This window comes from Gardnerella vaginalis, assembly GCF_001546485.1.
GTDB lineage: Bacteria > Actinomycetota > Actinomycetes > Actinomycetales > Bifidobacteriaceae > Bifidobacterium > Bifidobacterium vaginale_D.
In genome coordinates, this window is the sequence record NZ_KQ956852.1 from 48,031 (window position 1) to 65,895 (window position 17,865).

General features: G+C 45.4%; 12 protein-coding genes and 1 riboswitch. Of the genes, 5 read left to right on the forward strand and 7 right to left on the reverse strand.

What is annotated here, in order from left to right:
• Nucleotides 1-137: 137 nt before the first annotated feature.
• The 7 genes from HMPREF3208_RS03010 to HMPREF3208_RS03040 form a co-directional block, all read right to left on the reverse strand.
• Nucleotides 138-869 (reverse strand): HesA/MoeB/ThiF family protein, encoded by a 732-nt coding sequence (locus tag HMPREF3208_RS03010; protein WP_064347172.1) that lies wholly within the window; start codon nucleotides 867-869, stop codon nucleotides 138-140.
• A gap of 36 nt (nucleotides 870-905) precedes the next feature.
• A complete protein-coding gene (locus tag HMPREF3208_RS03015) occupies nucleotides 906-1,730 on the reverse strand; it encodes a thiazole synthase (protein ID WP_064347174.1) in 825 nt (274 codons plus the stop codon).
• Between the two features lie 118 nt (nucleotides 1,731-1,848).
• On the reverse strand, nucleotides 1,849-2,055 hold the full coding sequence (gene thiS / locus HMPREF3208_RS03020) for a sulfur carrier protein ThiS (RefSeq protein WP_064347175.1): 207 nt from the start codon (nucleotides 2,053-2,055) through the stop codon (nucleotides 1,849-1,851).
• 97 nt (nucleotides 2,056-2,152) lie between these two features.
• Complete coding sequence (thiO, locus tag HMPREF3208_RS03025) at nucleotides 2,153-3,223, reverse strand: glycine oxidase ThiO (protein ID WP_004129299.1); 1,071 nt, start codon at nucleotides 3,221-3,223, stop codon at nucleotides 2,153-2,155.
• Nucleotides 3,216-3,319, reverse strand: a riboswitch (TPP riboswitch). (Overlaps the previous gene by 8 nt.)
• 248 nt (nucleotides 3,320-3,567) lie before the next feature.
• Nucleotides 3,568-6,255, reverse strand: coding sequence for a glycoside hydrolase family 31 protein (locus HMPREF3208_RS03030; RefSeq protein WP_064347177.1), 2,688 nt, complete (start codon nucleotides 6,253-6,255; stop codon nucleotides 3,568-3,570).
• A gap of 37 nt (nucleotides 6,256-6,292) precedes the next feature.
• On the reverse strand, nucleotides 6,293-7,069 hold the full coding sequence (locus HMPREF3208_RS03035; RefSeq protein ID WP_016636766.1) for a TraX family protein: 777 nt from the start codon (nucleotides 7,067-7,069) through the stop codon (nucleotides 6,293-6,295).
• Nucleotides 7,070-7,174: 105 nt separating this feature from the next.
• A complete protein-coding gene (locus HMPREF3208_RS03040) occupies nucleotides 7,175-8,878 on the reverse strand; it encodes an alpha-amylase family glycosyl hydrolase (RefSeq protein ID WP_016636767.1) in 1,704 nt (567 codons plus the stop codon).
• Between the two features lie 262 nt (nucleotides 8,879-9,140).
• On the opposite strand from HMPREF3208_RS03040, the gene HMPREF3208_RS03045 reads away from it, so the two are divergent.
• The 5 genes from HMPREF3208_RS03045 (at nucleotide 9,141) to malQ (ending at nucleotide 17,737) form a co-directional block, all read left to right on the forward strand.
• On the forward strand, nucleotides 9,141-10,382 hold the full coding sequence (locus tag HMPREF3208_RS03045; protein ID WP_064347179.1) for an extracellular solute-binding protein: 1,242 nt from the start codon (nucleotides 9,141-9,143) through the stop codon (nucleotides 10,380-10,382).
• 171 nt (nucleotides 10,383-10,553) lie between these two features.
• The gene (locus tag HMPREF3208_RS03050; protein WP_016636769.1) at nucleotides 10,554-11,954 is read left to right on the forward strand and encodes a carbohydrate ABC transporter permease; all 1,401 of its coding nucleotides are present in this window, start codon (nucleotides 10,554-10,556) and stop codon (nucleotides 11,952-11,954) included.
• The gene (locus tag HMPREF3208_RS03055; RefSeq protein ID WP_081091167.1) at nucleotides 11,951-12,862 is read left to right on the forward strand and encodes a sugar ABC transporter permease; all 912 of its coding nucleotides are present in this window, start codon (nucleotides 11,951-11,953) and stop codon (nucleotides 12,860-12,862) included. The genes HMPREF3208_RS03050 and HMPREF3208_RS03055 overlap by 4 nt, the downstream gene beginning before the upstream one ends.
• Before the next feature lie 352 nt (nucleotides 12,863-13,214).
• The gene (gene pulA / locus HMPREF3208_RS03060; RefSeq protein WP_064347181.1) at nucleotides 13,215-15,224 is read left to right on the forward strand and encodes a type I pullulanase; all 2,010 of its coding nucleotides are present in this window, start codon (nucleotides 13,215-13,217) and stop codon (nucleotides 15,222-15,224) included.
• Nucleotides 15,225-15,493: 269 nt separating this feature from the next.
• Nucleotides 15,494-17,737, forward strand: coding sequence for a 4-alpha-glucanotransferase (gene malQ / locus HMPREF3208_RS03065; protein ID WP_064347183.1), 2,244 nt, complete (start codon nucleotides 15,494-15,496; stop codon nucleotides 17,735-17,737).
• The last annotated feature ends 128 nt before the right edge of the window (nucleotides 17,738-17,865 follow it).

The window sequence follows — 17,865 nt, forward strand, 5'->3', positions numbered from 1 at the left end:
TTAGCCAAAACTCATAGACGATACTCAAGAATAACGCAAAATAAAATCGCCACTCAAGAAAAACACCAGCCAAACACCACCTAAAACTCGCACCACAGCAAACAAAAGCAGTAAATCAAGTCATAATTACGCAAGTTTCACGCACTGAACTTAAAGTGGCGCAAAGAGTTATCTAATGCGTTATAACGCGCCAAAACACCAATAAGCGGTGTGCCAATGCCGGTTATAAGTTTGATTGCTTCAGTTGCCATCATTGCGCCAATAATAGCTGCGGTTGCGCCCAATACAGCCGATTTTGGCACTGTTTCTTCCGGAGGTGGGCAAGGATACAAGTCGCGCAAGCCAGGTCCTTTCCCCGGCACAAAAACGCTCACCTGACCTTCGTAATAAAGCACCGAGCCATAAACTTCCGGTATTCCTGCACTCCACGCAGCATCCGCAATCAAAAAGCGCGTAGCAAAATTATCGCAACCATCAATTATCAAGTCGTGATTTTCTACAAGCTGCTTCGCATTATCTTCATTAAACCTATTCACAAGGTTGATTTTTAAGCCCGGAGATAGCGCCTGCAAGCGTTTAGCTGCAAGTTGGGCTTTAGATTGGCCACACTGATCAACAGTGTACAAAGTCTGCCTTTGCAAGTTAGAAAGCTCAACAACGTCGTCATCACAAATTGTGATTTCTCCAACTCCTGCAGCAGCAAGCGAAAGTAAGCACGGAGAACCAAGTCCGCCCGCACCAACCATGCAGATTTTTGCATTGCGCAACATTTGTTGATGCTCAAGAGTAAAGCCCGGCAGGAGCAAGTGGCGAGAAGTACGCTCCGCCTCAAGCTCCTGCAGGTTGTCGTAAATTTTATTAATCGTCATGCTTAAATACTTATGCCGAAATTCATAGTATGAAATTTACAGTACAGAATCAGCCCAAGCGCGACCTTCAACAGGCGAGGAAGCGAGAGCATGATTTCGCATTGGAATACGCCCAGCATCGTGAGCAAGCTTGCCAGCAGTTACAGCAGCAGCCATTGCGCAACCCATCTTCACTGGATCTGGGCAGCGAGTTACAGCGCTTGCAAGAAGCACGCCAGAGCAGCCGATTTCAAAAGCTTTAACAACGTCGGAAGCAGTGCCAACGCCAGCATCCAAAATCACAGGAACGCCAGCTTCCTTGCATTCACGCACAATCAGCTCAATATTTCGAGGATTCAAAATACCAAGACCAGTGCCGATTGGAGCGCCACCAGGCATAACAGCCTTCACACCAAGCGAAACCAAGCGACGAGCCACAATCGGATCGTCATTCGTGTAGCACAGCACGCTAAATCCTTCTTCAACGAGCTTTTCTGCAGCGAGCAACACTTCGCGAGTATCTGGGAGCAAAGTATCGTCATCAGCAATCACTTCGAGCTTAATCCAATCAGTTCCAAGAGATTCGCGAGCCATTTTTGCAGTAAGCACAGCGTCATGAGCTGTTTTGCATCCTGCAGTATTTGGCAAAACGTTAATGTTATGGCGTTGCAGCATTCCATAAATATCCACGCCTGTTTTTGCATGGCGGCGCAAAGCAACAGTAGCTACTTCCGCACCCGAAGCCACAAGCGACTTTTCCATAATATCAATGCTCGTCATGCCGCCCGTGCCAAGCAAAAGCCTTGAATGTAAAGTTTTGCCGCAAAGTTGCCAAGTATCAACACTTTCTTCTGCATTATTTTCAGAATTATTTTCTGCCATTTTAAGCCTTTTATTTAAGATTTAATATTTTATATCGTATCTAAGATTAAATATTTAAACGCACTTATCTAAACGCATTTATTTAAACGTGACCAACAAGATGCAATTTAATTTTGCATCAGCCGCCCTGCACTGCGCTAAGAATTTCAATCTGATTACCTTCGCAGATGGCGGTCGCTGCCCATTGCGCACGCTTAAGCACATCGTCGCCAATCGCAACAGCTATGCCAGGACCAGCGTCAGAACCGTAGCGTTGAGCAATAAGCTCAGCAACAGTTAACCCATCTTGAACTTCAACAGTTTCACCATTGACGACGATTTGCATAATTCAACCTTTATTAACGTCTATTAAAATTGCGCTACTAGAAACTTGTGTCACTAGAACGTTTACTAAAAACTCGCGTAACTAGAAACTTACGCTATTAAAAACGTGCAGGATCGCAGCTTTCCAAGAAGCCCTTTTCCTTCTCAGTCAACTCTTGCTCAAGCACAAGCTTGGTAGTCAACGAAGAACCCAAAGCAGTGAGCAAAATGCCGTGACGGAAGTAGCCAGTAGAAATCGTGGTATGCGTCTTAGGATCAATACCAATGAATGGCAAATCGTCCGGAGTTCCAGGACGGCCACCGGCGGTAACCTCAGTAATTGAGCATTCCTGAATGCCTGGGAGCACGCTTGCAGCATCACGAAGCAAGTCGAGCACGCCGCCAACTTTTGGAATATCACGATCGTCTTCGCGAGAAGTAGCACCGAGCACAAGCTCACCTGTTTCCTTAGCGCGAGGCACCAAATACACTGGGCGATCGTGCACAAAACCGCGAACCACGGAGCTTAAAATTGGACGCAATGGCTCTGGAATAGTCATACGAATCATATCACCCCACACAGCGCGAAGCTTAAGCTGCGGAAGCATATCCTTGGCACCCAAACCTGATGCCAAAACTGTGTCAGGACCTAAATCATCTGGAGTGCTCGCGCGACGCTCAATAACAACACCGCGCTTTTCGAGTGCATCAATCATAGCTGCAGTGAAAAGACGAGGGTTGATTTGATGATCGTCCGGCACACTTACAGCGCCAGCAATAGTTGGCGAAAGAGCAGGCTCAATTTCACGAAGCTTACTCACAGAAATATGCTCAGCTCTACGGCCGTAACGGTGCTGCAAGTTTAGCAACTCGTTGACGTGCTCGTTATCTGCAGCGTCGCCGCCGATTACATAAGAGCCGCACTCTAAGTAGCCGGTTGGCTTGTCGGTGTACTTTGCAACCGAATCAACCAATTCCTTATACATGGTTGCGGACTCAAACATAAGCGGATACAACGCTTCTTGCTGATATTGCATTTCTGCGGTAGGAGCTAACATGCCGGCAGCATGATGAGAAGCACCAGAGACTGGATCTGGATCAATTATGCTAACTTTTACGCCGGCTTCCGTAAGTCTCCACGCTGTTGCTAAACCAATAATACCTGCACCAATAATACGAATATTTCGCATACATACTCCTTCCCTACGGCGGCATTACCCGCATCAGGTTTACGGTCGGCTTTCGCCCTCTCAGCCTGTATAGAACAAGCTCCCGCGTTTCGTAGCTTTGACTTTCAAAACTGCGATTGTAAAACGCTGTAATATTGCCAACTTTAGCGATATTACAAACGCTACAGATAGACGTAACGAAATTATGTGATTTTCGTCACACTACCGTGCAGTATTCTAGCACTTTTGACAAAAACTAGTTAATTAAGTCGGCATGTCAAATCGCAAAACTAAGCAATTTTGTTACTAACGCGCACACATTAATAAACTCACGATTTAGGCAAACGCTACAAACGCAGATGAAATCACTCAACTGAGCGCAGCAAAATCTCCTCAAGTGCTCGCTTTACAGCAACCGGCAACGTACAACGCCACTGCGCCCACTTCACTACTGAAGGTTGATTGGTTGCGTAAGCATTAAGCATATCAACTCTCTCACGCTGACTCACAGCTTCATTGTCACTGTCGTATTCAAGTGCTGAAAGTGCAGTAATAGCACTGGCACTTCCACCAGTCTCTCGAATTGCATCAAAAGCCATTTCTTTGCCACGATACGGTACCTGGGTTTGTAACAGGAATCGGTAAGCGTCGCCAACTTTAGGATCATCAGCAATTTGCAATCCTCCGTCAACAATTACGCAAACTTCCGAACGAGCTGGCACGTCTTTTACAGAAACCGACAAGCTTAAGGTCGATTCTTCACCTTCGTAAGAAATTGCAAACTCGCTTGTGTTAAGCTCTCGACTTCCTACAAATACACGCACGTGAGCAAAATCTGCGCAAGCAACTCCTCTAAATACCACATTCCAGCTGCGATTTTGTGGCACAGATTCCACAGCAGCTTCCGCACCTTCTACACCGGAAATAATAAATTGCGAAGAACCATTGCCATCTCGCCACACAAAATTCATTCTCGTATCAGCAGTGCTACCAGCAGATGCAACAGCAAAGTCACCATTATCTTCTCGCATCACAAATTCGCCGTCAGCTCCAGGGAACGCAAGAACGCGCAAATCGTGAGGATTTTCAATACTATTAACCGATTCAGCGACCTCAGCGCTACGCGCGCAATCTGCAATCTCCGGCAAAACTTGCATTGGTATGATTGCACCAGCACGAGCGAAAGCCGGCACTCGGTCAAGTGCACGCCACGCTTCAAATCTGCGACCATTCCAACCGCGAGACACATACCTACGCCCGTCGAACAAATCATACCAATCACCTTCAGGCAACCAAACTCCAGCGCACCCACGCAAAGTAGTCGCATCGTTAGGCGAAGTAATCGGCGCTACTATAAGCTCACTTCCAAAACGGTATTCGTTAGGGATTTCGTAAGCCATACCAACTTCCGGAGACTGCCAGTACATTGGCTCAACAATCGGTCTGCCCTCAAAAGCTGCGCGATAATTCATCGTATAAACATATGGCAAAAGTTCCGCGCGCAAACGAAGCATTTTCACCATTGCTTCGCGAGTTTCCTGAGGGAAATTCCACGGCTCTTTTCCAGCGAATGGCGAGCAAGTCGAGTGAAGACGATTAATAGGACTCAATGCGCCGAAAGCGTACCATCGCGCTTCTAACTCGTTATTTCTAACGCCAAGCATGTGCCCACCAATATCGTGACTCCACCACCCGTAGCCAATATTGGAAGCTGTAGCAGTGAAGTAAGTTTGGAAAGCAAGCGAATCCCAAGTAGTAACAGTATCTCCCGAGAATCCAACCGGGTAGCGATGCGAGCCAGGGCCAGCATAACGAGAGAACGTAAGAGGCCAGCGGCCTTCGCGCGCAGCATCTCCATAATGCACATGATTCAACATCCAAAGCGGATCCAATCCAGGCTCGCGCGTCACTCCTCCCTGCTGCCAATCAATCCACCAGAATCGCACACCTTCATCTTCCATACGATGATGCATATTGAAGTAAGCTTCAACAAACTGCGGATTTGTTAAATCAAATTCCACAGCTTTACCGCTTGCAGGATCAATTCCCATATCTCGCGCAACTTGCGGATAGTCTTTTTCAAATGCGCGCATACCGTCACGCGGATGCAAGTTCAAAGTTGGAGACAATCCAGCAACGTTAAGTTTACGCAAAAAAGCACGATGATCCGGGAAAAGCTCCTCATTCCACGTGTAGCCCGTCCAACCGGAACCATACTTCGGATCAACATCCGTCACATGCCAATCCATGTCAATAACAGCCGTACTAAAAGGTATGCCTTCGCGCTTAAAGCGATTATGCAATTGCAAATATTCGTCTTGACGATAACGATAGTAGCGACTCCACCAATTACTTAACGCAAAACGCGGCAGCAACGGCTGAGCGCCTGTAAGCTTATAAAAGTCTTGAATTGCTTGAATATAGCGGTGTCCGTAGCCGAAGAAATACAAATCTTTATATCTTCCAGCTTGTTCGCTAACTTTTTGCGCGCGCGACTTAACCCAAGCTCCATACGGGTTCGGTTTGCCATTTATTTCCTCAGCTGGCACAATTTCGCAAGTTGCAGAATCATCTAAAACAGACCATCCGTCACGCGAAAGTATGCCTTTACCAAGTTTTACCGGACCATTCGCTTGATCCAAAGTTCTAAAAGTACCAAGAAGATTCCCCGGGCAGTCGTCGCCGTAATGCCACGTATTAAATTGAGTACACGGTACTCCGCGCACAACAATACTTAAGCCTTCTTTACTAAAAGCTTCGCAATTATAGACAAGGTGCAACTTTTCAGTTTCGACTTCCAGCCATCCGTTTTCGTTTTTACGCGCGCTAAATTGCGGCTGAGTGTCCGCGCTTTTGTAAGCAAAATTTCGGCAAATTACGGTTTGCGTAGGATTGTCAACAAACTTTCCGTCATCACTCCATTCAAGACGAATAAGCGAATCTGTAATAACCGTAATGCGCCACTTTTCGCCTTTAATTACCTGAGTATCCTGCGCCTTTGCGTTTGAGTCTGATGCGTACTTATAAAAAATTCTCGACTTGGAAGAGTCCATTTTTGCACCTTTGCCTTTTATTAATTAGCGCACGATTTTATCTGACGAATACTGCAAACAATGCAGCAATCGCAAGCACAATCGGGTACCAAGCATACATAACCCAACGAAATACTCGCGAATTCTTATGACCATCACCATATGCGCTACGGTAATGCAACACCGCCACTCCCACACCTGGAGCAAGCAGTGACATAGCACCAAACATGCCTGCTATAAGTTCCATGCGAATTTCATGTTTTTGCAATAGCTCAAAAATCAGCACAAAGCCAAGCAATAATGCTCCACCCCAAAAAATATGCTGACGCACACCAACTTTGCCGATAATATTCCACAATAACCCGGCAATTACAATACCCACTCCTGCCATCACGCGCGAAACACCACTGAGTCGAGTACGAATCATATCGATTCCAGAAAGCACAAATAACGCAATAACAAGCCCGAATACAGGATTTTGTGAACGCATATCAACAGCGCAACCAGATGTGGTAATGTCATAAGGAACTTCACAAATCAATGCTAAAATCAACAAGCGCAACGTATAAAAATTCACATTATGCGTATTGTGGTATCCTCGCACAAGTATCCATGCATACCACGGGAGCGCCGTCCAACTAACCACTTCGCACACCACAGCAGCCGTAAGCGCCCACATATTATTATCACTAAGGCCGCCAAATAAGTGAGGTATAACGGGGGCGCTAAAAGCACTAAGCGTCATCATAACAGCACCAAGCAGCTTGAACTTACGCAAAGTGATACCAAGTTTTATATTTTTATCTGCTCGAATTTTTGGCGTCACCGCATCCATTGTTTTCTACTCCTATGACGTTATTTGCGTAGTTTGGTTACTTCTGCAGCCTCGTCGCTTTATACATGTTTTTTCTACATGTTTATTGTATCGCAATATTGCGCACTAATATGACAAATCAAATACTGCAAAACTTTGTGCGCCGAGCGTAAGAGTATTGCCATTACTTGATATCTCACCAATTTTCAGTAATGGATTATTCACAGATTCTTGTGTAAGATTCGCTAGCGCTTCCAACGGAACTATTTCATCATGCACGCTAGGATTCATCATTACAATACTTCGCTGGGTCTCACCATGATCCATAGTTCTTGCACAACGTTCATATGCAAAACCACGACCATCAACAGGAGCATACAGCACACGCCAAGACGCGTCAGCTTGCAAAGAAGCGCGACTATGACGAAGTGCAATAAGCGAGCGCACCCAAGACAGGAAAGAATCTTTGCAATTAATTTGAGAAGAAACTGCTGGAATTTCGCCATTTGCGACGGCTTGTTTTCGCGAATTTGCGCAAGTGCGCCCATCCGATTGCGCTTCAACCGGCAAATAGAGCTTCGACTTTGCAGCCGTTGAGAAGCCAAGGTTTTTTGTGTCATCCCACTGCATTGGCGTGCGCGTTCCAGTACGAGCATAACCGCCTTCTTTTGTTGGAATATCGCGGTATTTCATGCCTATCTCGTCACCGTAATACACAAATGGAACACCCGGCATTGTTAACAACATGCCAAAAGCTACGCGACGCTCGCGATCGCTAAGACGTGGAGCCAAACGAGGCGTGTCATGATTACAAGTAATAAAACTAAAGTAACCTTGATGACACGTTGACTCATATTGCGGGCAGTAATCGTCCAAGAACGGGCAAATACTTCCTCCACCTTGCGCCGAGAAGTAACTGTGATCATGCTGCGGATTATGATCTAAAGCGTTGTCAACGTCACGAAGCAAACGCGCGTAACCATTAGGATTTCCATCCCATCGCCAGCTTAAATAAAAGTCCATATCAAAACCGGCAGCAAGCGCCTGACGAGGTCTACCCCATTCAGAAACGAAAGCAGCTTCAGGATATTCTTCTTTGACAGCCCCAAGCATTTCTTGCCAAGCGCGAATTGTATTGTCTTTACCAAGACTTCCTTCACCATTATTATCATCATTTTTTACGAGCGAATCCGCCATATCGACGCGAAAACCATCAGCACCCAACGCAAGCCAGAATCGCATTACATCAACCATTGCAGCGCGAGTTGCAGCCGCTTCTGAGGAGTCAGGGGAAGACTGCCAAGCACGATCTCGATGCGCAAAACCGTAATTTAACGCAGGCTGACACTTAAAGAAATTGAGGATATATGTTGCATCACGTTCAGTTTCACCGCCGATGAACGGCATTGAATACCCAGAAAATGCACTGTCTGTCCAAATATAACGCTTACTAAATTCGTTTTCTTGAGCACAAGAACTTTTACGGAACCACTCATGCTCTTCGCTTGTGTGTCCCGGCACTAAATCAAGCAGAATATGCATTCCCCGTTTGTGAGCCTCACTGAAAAGTTGTTGCAAATCTTCATTGGTACCATAGCGCGCAGCAACTTTTTTATAATCACGCACATCATAACCAGCATCTTTAAACGGTGAATCATAACAAGGATTAAGCCAAATCGCGTTGCAGCCAATCGAGTTTACATAATCTAATTTTTTTATAATTCCTAAAATGTCACCAATGCCATCACCATTAGCATCATAAAAACTCTGCGGGTAAATTTCATAAAAAATAGCATCGTTCAACCAATCAGCATGATTATATAGTCCCATTGTTCCACCTTCCCAATTCAATTCAATATACGAAGTTTACCTAAAATACTTGAAGATTTTTCACTGCCCAGATATACACAAGCTAACCCGCCACCCATTTGCAAACGACATAATATCCGTGTATACTACACAGTGCTTACGAACGGATTTGTGAGACTTGTGACGCTGCTCTACGCAGCAATAGCGATGTTGCGCCACAATTAATCCGTTACTACGCCACCAAATGATATGCCAGTTTCTGGCATGATATAGGAGGTCAAGGATGACGAATATTAAGAAGATGCTGGGTGCAGGTCTTGCAGTCGCTACATTGTTTGGATTTGCAGCTTGCGGCTCTAGCACTACTTCCACAGCTAGCAGCGATACAAAGACTGCTAAGCTTACTGTTTGGGCAGCTTCTGAAGATCAAGCCAAGGGTGATTCTTGGTTGCCAACTATGGAGAAGGCTTTCCAGAAGGCTCATCCAGAATACAAGATTACTTTTAAGAATGCTGTCGTTGCACCACCAGATGCTTCTAAGACAGTAAAGCAGGACGCTAAGGCTGCTGCTGATGTTTATTTGTTCGCTAACGATCAGTTGGGTGATTTGGTACAGGCTGGTGCCATTGGCGAATTAAGCGATGATGCTGTCGCTCAGGTAAAGCAGCAGGATGCTGAACCACTCATCCAGTCCGTAACTGCACAAGACGGCAAGATGTATGGCGTACCATTCACTGGCAACACTTGGTTCATGTACTACGATAAGTCCAAGTTCACGGACGAAGACGTTAAGTCCCTCGATAAGATGCTTGAGAAGGGCAAGGTTGCTTTCAACATCGCTAACGCTTGGTATCTCCCAGGCTTCTACCTTGATGGCAACATGACCCTCTTTGGACCAAAGAGCAATGACGGCAAGGCTGGCATTAAGCTTAGCGATAAGGCCGCAGCAGTCACCAAGTATGTTGCAAAGCTTATCCAGAACAAGAACTTCGTCATGGATAATGATGAAGGCGCCGGCTTGGCTGCAATCCAGAACCACACTGCAGATGCATTCTTCTCTGGTTCTTGGCAGGCAAACGATGTAAAGAAGGCTTTGGGCGATAACTACGCTGCTGCTCAGCTTCCAAAGTTCAAGACTGAGGCCGGCGAATTCCAGATGAAGTCCTTCGCAGGTTCTAAGGCTGTTGCATACAACCCTAACTCCAAGGCTCCAGAGATTGCTGCTAAGTTTGCTGCATTCCTTGGCTCCAAGGAATCCCAGAAGAAGTACTACGAGTTGCAGAACACGATTCCTTCCGACAAGTCTCTTGCTGACATTGTTAAGGGCGATCCAGCTGCAGTTGCTCAGATGAACACCATCGCTAATACTTCTGTACTGCAGCCAACCGTTCCTGAAATGGGTGGCTTCTGGGATCCAACCAAGACCTTCGGCACTTCCCTTGCTCACAAGGAAATCAACGACGGTAATGCTGCTGCTAAGACTGCAGATTGGGCCAAGGGCTTTGCTGAAGCTCTTAAGAAGTAATAAAAGTTAATTACATAATTAACTTAGCTGTAAAAATTAATTTTAAGCATGCTAACAAGGCGCGAATGCCTTGAAGCATACGGCAAGGACGCCCCGCTCCCCACCTCATGTGCACGGGGCGGGGCGTCCTTTCTGCGTAAGTAGAGCACCACCATTTATGAAAGGTATGTCATGACTGGCACGACATCCACAAAGCGAGGAAAGCGCCAGAAAGCGCCGGCTTCTGAACGCTTTGCCCCTTCGCCGTATTCTTTGCAGGAGGCTGCGAAGAATGCAGATATTCTTGCTTGGGTCTCGGTAGTTATTTTTGGTTTTGGCAATTTCGTCCGTCGCCAATACGTGAAGGGTCTCGTATTCCTTGCATCTGAAGCTGCTATTTTTGGATTCTTATTCACTACCGGCGCTGAGTATCTTCCAAAGTTTGGTACGCTTGGTACCAAAAAGCAGGGTAAAGTAAAAATCAACGGCTTCTGGCATTATCAGGCCGGCGATAGTTCTGTAGAAATTTTGCTGTATGGCGTTATGTCTATTGCAGCAATTATTTTGCTTGTTTATTTGGCAACGTTGGCACTACGCAGTGCGTATAAGGCACAAAAGTGCGTAGTGGACGGCAAGAAGCCAATTGATTTTATTCAAGATGTTAAATCACTCTTTGACCGCAATGCACACGTCGGTTTAATGACATTGCCAACTGCGGGCATTATAGTATTCAGTGTTTTGCCATTAGCATTCATGATTTCTATGGCATTCACTAATTATGACCGCGATCACACACCACTTTTCCAGTGGGTTGGTCTAAAGAACTTCTTCAAGATTCTTGGCTCCACTAGCGGCACCATCAACGCAGGCATGTTTATCGACGTGCTGATTTGGACTTTGGTGTGGGCATTCTTTGCTACCTTCTTGAACTTCTTCTTTGGTATGTTCATGGCAATGATTATTAACAGGCGAACCACTAGACTTAAGGGATTCTGGCGTACCTGCTTCTCACTGACTATTGCAGTACCTCAGTTCGTTTCTTTGCTTGTTATGCACAATATGTTGCAGCACGATGGTGCCATTAACAGATTGTTCATGGAATACGGTTGGATTCATTCTCCACTGCCATTCTTTGAAGATGCAACTTGGGCTCGCGTCACCGTAATTCTTATCAATCTTTGGGTTGGTATTCCGTACACTATCATGCAAATTACTGGTATTTTGCAAAATGTTCCTGCCGAACTGTACGAAGCCGCAGAGCTTGATGGTGCTAGCTGGTGGCAGCGTTTCATGAACGTTACGATGCCTTACATCTTCTTCGTGATGACGCCTTACTTAATCACCACTTTCACCGGTAACGTGAACAACTTCAATGTTATTTACCTCTTGTCAAGCGGCGAGCCAACGCCGGTCGGATCTTCCGCAGGTAAGACCGATTTGCTCATCACGTGGCTTTATAAGCTGACTGTTGATAAGGATAACTACAGCATGGGTGCAGTAATCGGCATCATGACCTTCATCGTGCTGGCGGTAGTCGCATTGATAACCTACCGCAACTCTGGCTCTTATAAGAACGAGGAGGGATTCCGGTGAGTAATAAGAAAGTTTCCAATGGAATGGTACACAGTCAACGTAGCGTTCCTTTGTTCCGCGACCAGCGAGTACGCCGAATCATAGGTGATATTGTCACACATCTTTTCCTGATTGTTATGGCAATCGTGTGGCTAGCACCTATTGCATGGGTATTGTTGGAAAGCTTCAACAAGCATGAGGCTCCTTATCAGAAGACCTTCTTCCCAACCGAATATTCGTTTGACAATTACGTTAAGCTCTTTACTGAGCGCAACGTGCTTGATTTCCCACGAATGTTTATGAACACTTTCATTGTGTCTGTGTTTGTGTGCATTATCTCACTGTTCTTCGTGCTTGCTGTGGCATTCTGCATGTCTCGCTTGCGCTTCCGTGGACGTCGCACCTTCATGAACATTGCTTTGATTCTCGGTATGTTCCCATCCATTATGGCTGTTATTGCAATCTACTTCATTCTTAAGGCTTTTGGTCTGACGAATGGCTCAGTAGTGCTCATCTCTTTGATTATTGTATACTCTGCAGGTAGTGGCGCCGGCTTCTACGTTATGAAGGGTTACATGGATACTATTCCAAAGTCATTGGATGAAGCTGCTTATTTGGATGGCTGCACAACATGGCAAGTATTCTATAAGATTATTCTCCCAATCTGCAAGCCAATGATTGTATTCCAGGCTATTGTTGGCTTCTTGGGACCATGGCTTGACTTCGTTCTTGCAAAGGCAATTGCTCGCACTCAAGACAACTTTACAGTTGCATTGGGCTTGTGGCAGATGCTACAGAAGGAGTACATCAATCAGTGGTTCGCACGCTTCTCCGCTGGCGCTGTGTGCGTTTCCATTCCAATTGCAATTCTGTTTATTGTGATGCAACGCTTCTACGAAGAATCCATGTCAGGTTCTGTTAAGGGATGATGTAATCTTCAGATTGCAAATCCTAGAAGGCCGAGGCGCTTTCCGAGCGTTTCGGCCTTTTTGTTCTCAGTGTTCAATATTTGTCATATCTCGCAAATACAAGCAATTTCGATGAATTTTATTGGATTACATATTGATACAAACATAATTTCAAAGTTTTACCACTCTTCGACTCAAGATGATATTAGTTGCGTCAACCCTACCGTATTGAGCCAAATAGTGTTCCACAATAAAATATTTTCAATAATAGAATAATAACTTAAAGATAAAATTTAGAATTAGTATAATTTTTACTATAATTAGCACAGTACAACAATATTTATAACATAATGAAAGAAGAAGGATAATCTCCATGACAATTCCATCCTCAGCAACATGGCCTGTATATGAAGGATCTCTCGGTTTTACTTTAAATGCTAAATCTACAACGTTTATTGTCTGGGCGCCAACAGCACAAACCGTAACTTTACGACTTTTTGAAACCGGCAATAACAGCGAGCCGACACAAATACACGAAATGAAGCCTTTGCACGATGGTGCTTGGAAAGCTAATTTCCGTAGACGCTTGGATGGCATGTATTACGATTATCTCGTCAAATTTCCTGATGGCACAGTAAATCGTACGAGTGATCCATGGGGCATTGCTAGCGGCGTTAACGGCGAACGCAGCCTTGTTATTGATGAGGATCGCGTTGCTCCAACTAATTGGCATAAAGATAAATCACCTAAATTTGTCCGTCATGCAACAGTTGTATGGGAAACACATGTTGCCGACTTTAGCAATGACCCTCGTGGCGGTTTTAAACCTGAACATCGTGGCCAGTATCTTGCTTTTACTGATGAACACACTACTGTTTCAAACACAGATTCAGTTAATAATACTCTTCCTACAGGTTTAGATTATTTAAAGCAACTTGGCGTCACTCATGTACAGCTAGGACCTATTTACGATTTTGCTACTGTCGATGAAATAGCGCTTGACCAAGCTCGTAAGAATGGAGCTTCAGCAGAAGAACTAGACTCTTTGTACAACTGGGGCTATGACCCGTACGCATATAATGTGCCAGAAGGTGCATATTCCAGTAATCCATATGATGGCACGACACGTATTCGTGAGTGTAAGGCAATGATTGCTGCATTACATGCTAATGGTCAGCGAGTAATTATGGATGTGGTATACAACCACATGTATAAGGCGGCAGAAAATGCTTTTGAGTGCATGGCTCCAGGCTATTTCTGCAGACGTGAAGAGAATGGCTCCTTTGCAAACGGCTCAGGCTGCGGTACTGAGATGGCTTCTGAGCATCCAATGTTCCGTAGGTTTATTATTGAATCTTTACTGCATTGGGTTCGCTCTTACCATATTGACGGTTTCCGTTTTGATCTTATGGGCTTAACTGATGTTGAAACTTTGAACCAGGCACGAGCTGCATTAGATAAACTTCCTGGCGGAAAAGATATTCTTATGTATGGTGAGCCTTGGGGCGCTTCGGATCCTGCTGTTGACGAAAAGTTGCCACTGGCAGATAAAGATGGTCGCGACTTATTGCACGAACGTATTGGCTGGTTTAGCGATGAATCACGCGATTCCCTTAAAGGCAATGTTATGAATCATCGTGACCGCGGTTATGTTAACGGTAATGAGTTCTGGTGCTCTGATGCTGCTCGCCAAGCGTTAGATGCTTGGCGCGACACCCCTTCTGCTGGTAAAGAAGTTGGTCAAATTGTGCAGTACATATCCGCTCATGATGATTTGACTCTATGGGATAAGCTTTGCATCTCTATGCGAGATAACGCTGGTGAAGCTGAATTTAATGCTCAGGATGCAAAAGCTGTTGCAGATATTATGAACGCTAATATGTTTGCTGCAGGCATGGTTCTATGCTCCGCCGGAATGCCATTTATGCTCAGTGGTGAAGAATTTGGTCGCACTAAACATGGCTGCGATAATTCCTATAATCGCGGAATGCTGCTGAATCAGCTCGATTGGGCTCGTACTCAGCAATTCCAGCCACTCATTCAGTGGTATCGAGCACTTATTGCACTACGCGCAGAATATAGTTCATTATATAATGGTAAACGCAAGCAATTAACAACTTCTAACCACACTGTTTTAGCAACACGTGTTGGTAATAATCTCATTGTTTGTGCCAATCCTATGTATCATGAAGATGCAAAGATTGAGCTGCCAGTAATTCATAGCGCAAAATCTCATGGGTGGCACTGCGTGCTTAATTCAAACGATTATTATGCCAAGTGGACTGGCGAAAAACCAGCTACTGAAGCATCTATTGTTACAGAAGGCAGCACTACTACTTTACATTTGCCAATACGCACTTTCGTTGTGCTGAGCAATAAGTAATTGTTTGAATAAGTATCAATAAACTACAGCTGATTGCAACTAAGCGCAATATAATCGCAACAATTGCGTTTAGTTGCAATTTTGCAGTAAAACTAGCCTGTTATATCGCAACGCTAATTTGCAAACGATATCAGGTATTTATATAATTGACAAACAGGGTGTATTTCAGTCCAGAGATGTATTGGGTTGCACTCTCTCGCCATAGTTGCACGTTTGGCACACTTACGACGATGTTAGGGATGTGCCAATCACAAGATAGAAGGAGCACCATGACTACAACAGCTACTAGCAAAGCTGACGCTGATAAGCCTATGGAAGAAAGCGCAGAGCGCCTTGAGCGGCCGCTGATTAAACTTGCTAAAGCTTGCGGCGTTGCCACTTTTTATATTGATCAGCAAGGAAGCTACACTGAAATTACTGATGAAGCATTGGTTGGAGTGCTTGACGCATTAGGAATGCCTGCTGACACTCAGGATAATATAGCGTCATCGTACAAGCTAGTGCAAGCCAAGAGAGCCAGTGAACTACTTCCTCCAACTGTAGTTTCATTTAACGGCACAAAAACTTGTGTACCAATTCATGCTGGAGATGCCAAGCCGGAAGATATTAGACTTTCGCTTACGCTTGAAGACGGCACTGATTATGAGGGCAAATTAGGAAATATTCTAACTGAGGACGACGGCGAGCTATACACTGAACTTCCTGACGATTTGCCAATGGGATATCACACTTTGCACGCCCAAGTTCTTGGGAATCATGGAGATATTACTTCGCGCTCAGACGCTACTTTAATAGCAGCTCCTGCACGCATTCCTCTTCCGCAAAGCGTACAAGAACGTCACCGTTGGGGCTTTATGACGCAAATGTATTCCGTGCGTTCCAAGGATTCTTGGGGTATTGGTGATTACGGCGATTTGCGTCGACTACTTAAGGATGCTGGAGAAATTGGCAAGGCTGATTTTATGCTGATTAATCCAATTCACGCTTGTGCCCCAGTAACGCCTCTTGAACCTTCACCGTACTTACCTGAGTCTCGTAGGTTCTTAAATGTTACGTATATTCGCCCTCAAGATATTCCAGAATATGCTGAATTAAGTAGCGAAGATCTTGCTAAAGTAGAGCAATTGCATGAGTCTATCGCTCATCAAAACAACAATCCAAATCCTATGGATATTAACGCTGCTTGGGACGCTAAGCTTCCTGCTCTGCGCATAATCTTCAAGCAGCCTCGCTCCGCAGAACGCGAGCGCGAGTTTACTGAGTTTAAACATCGTTCCGGTGAAGATCTTGATGCTTTTGCCACTTGGTGTGTTGCTTTTGAAGTTTGGGGCGCTCCTTGGGGAGAAAACTTGTGGTTTGACACTACTGGTAAAGGAACTCCGCAAATTGAACGACTTAAGCGCGAGCATGCTGATTTGTTTGAGTTCCATCGTTGGCTTCAGTGGATTGCGGACGAGCAGGTTGCTGCAGCTCACGCTGAAGCTAAGGCTGCAGGCATGGCAATTGGTCTTATGCAAGACATGGCTGTTGGCGTGCACGGCTACGGAGCCGATGTTTGGTGGAGTCCGGAACGATTCGCTAACGGCGTAAGCGTTGGCGCTCCTCCTGATTTCTACAACCAGCAGGGCCAGGATTGGGGTCAGCCTCCATTCGATCCAAATTACCTGGACGAAACAGGCTATATTGCTTACCGAGACATGGTTCATAACGTATTCTTGCATGCTGGAGCTGCACGCATTGACCATGTTCTTGGGCTTTTCCGCCTGTGGTGGATTCCACAAGGCCAGAGTGCAAGAAACGGCGCATACGTGTACTACAACGTAGACGCAATGATTGCAGTTCTTACAGTTGAAGCAACTCGCGCAGGCGGTGTTGTTATTGGCGAAGATTTGGGTACTGTGCCGAAGTATGTTTCTAAGGTGCTTGCTTCTCACGGCGTGCTTGGCACTGTTGTTGAGTGGTTTATTCACGACGACGAAGCTGAGGCTGCAACAAAGAAAGCTGGAAAGAAGCAGATTATATTTGCTAATCCTTCTAAGTACCGCGAGTATGCACTCGCTTCTGTTACAACGCACGATATGCCGCCTACAGCGGGTTATCTTGCGTTTGAGCACGTAAAACTTCGCGAACAGCTTCACCTTCTTACAGACTCCGTAGAAAGCTTCCAAGAGACAGCTCAAGCTGAGCGTGATGCAATGATGAAGATGCTTCTTGACGGCGGCTGGATTAGCAGAGAGGCTGCTGAAGACGTAGAAGGCCATGTGCAAGAGATTGTGGAAGCTCTGCATGCGATTATGCGCACTTCCCCATCGTTGTTGTTGCAGGTTGCTTTGGTTGATGCTGTTGGCGAGCACCGCTCTCAAAACCAGCCTGGCACTAGTACGGAGTATCCAAATTGGCGTATTCCACTTGCTGATGCAGAAGGTCGCGTAGTCCACACTGATGAAGTATTTAAGTCGCCACGAGTGCTTTCTATGACAGCAGTTATGCGCGGCGAAAATACACAGAAGTGAGTATAATTAAAGTGTTGGTTTACTGTGAACCGACTCAATCCCCCGCAAGAAATACGGTTTGCATAGTAGCAAATCAAAAGTATTGATTGCAATGATGTCCTATGTGAGGCGAGCGTCTACGATGATGC

Coding starts and splice junctions, on each gene's coding strand:
- HMPREF3208_RS03010 (WP_064347172.1), bottom strand. CDS start 869: ATGACGATTAATAAAATTTACGACAACCTGCAGGAGCTTGAGGCGGAG.
- HMPREF3208_RS03015 (WP_064347174.1), bottom strand. CDS start 1,730: ATGGCAGAAAATAATTCTGAAAATAATGCAGAAGAAAGTGTTGATACT.
- thiS (WP_064347175.1), bottom strand. CDS start 2,055: ATGCAAATCGTCGTCAATGGTGAAACTGTTGAAGTTCAAGATGGGTTA.
- thiO (WP_004129299.1), bottom strand. CDS start 3,223: ATGCGAAATATTCGTATTATTGGTGCAGGTATTATTGGTTTAGCAACA.
- HMPREF3208_RS03030 (WP_064347177.1), bottom strand. CDS start 6,255: ATGGACTCTTCCAAGTCGAGAATTTTTTATAAGTACGCATCAGACTCA.
- HMPREF3208_RS03035 (WP_016636766.1), bottom strand. CDS start 7,069: ATGGATGCGGTGACGCCAAAAATTCGAGCAGATAAAAATATAAAACTT.
- HMPREF3208_RS03040 (WP_016636767.1), bottom strand. CDS start 8,878: ATGGGACTATATAATCATGCTGATTGGTTGAACGATGCTATTTTTTAT.
- HMPREF3208_RS03045 (WP_064347179.1), top strand. CDS start 9,141: ATGACGAATATTAAGAAGATGCTGGGTGCAGGTCTTGCAGTCGCTACA.
- HMPREF3208_RS03050 (WP_016636769.1), top strand. CDS start 10,554: ATGACTGGCACGACATCCACAAAGCGAGGAAAGCGCCAGAAAGCGCCG.
- pulA (WP_064347181.1), top strand. CDS start 13,215: ATGACAATTCCATCCTCAGCAACATGGCCTGTATATGAAGGATCTCTC.
- malQ (WP_064347183.1), top strand. CDS start 15,494: ATGACTACAACAGCTACTAGCAAAGCTGACGCTGATAAGCCTATGGAA.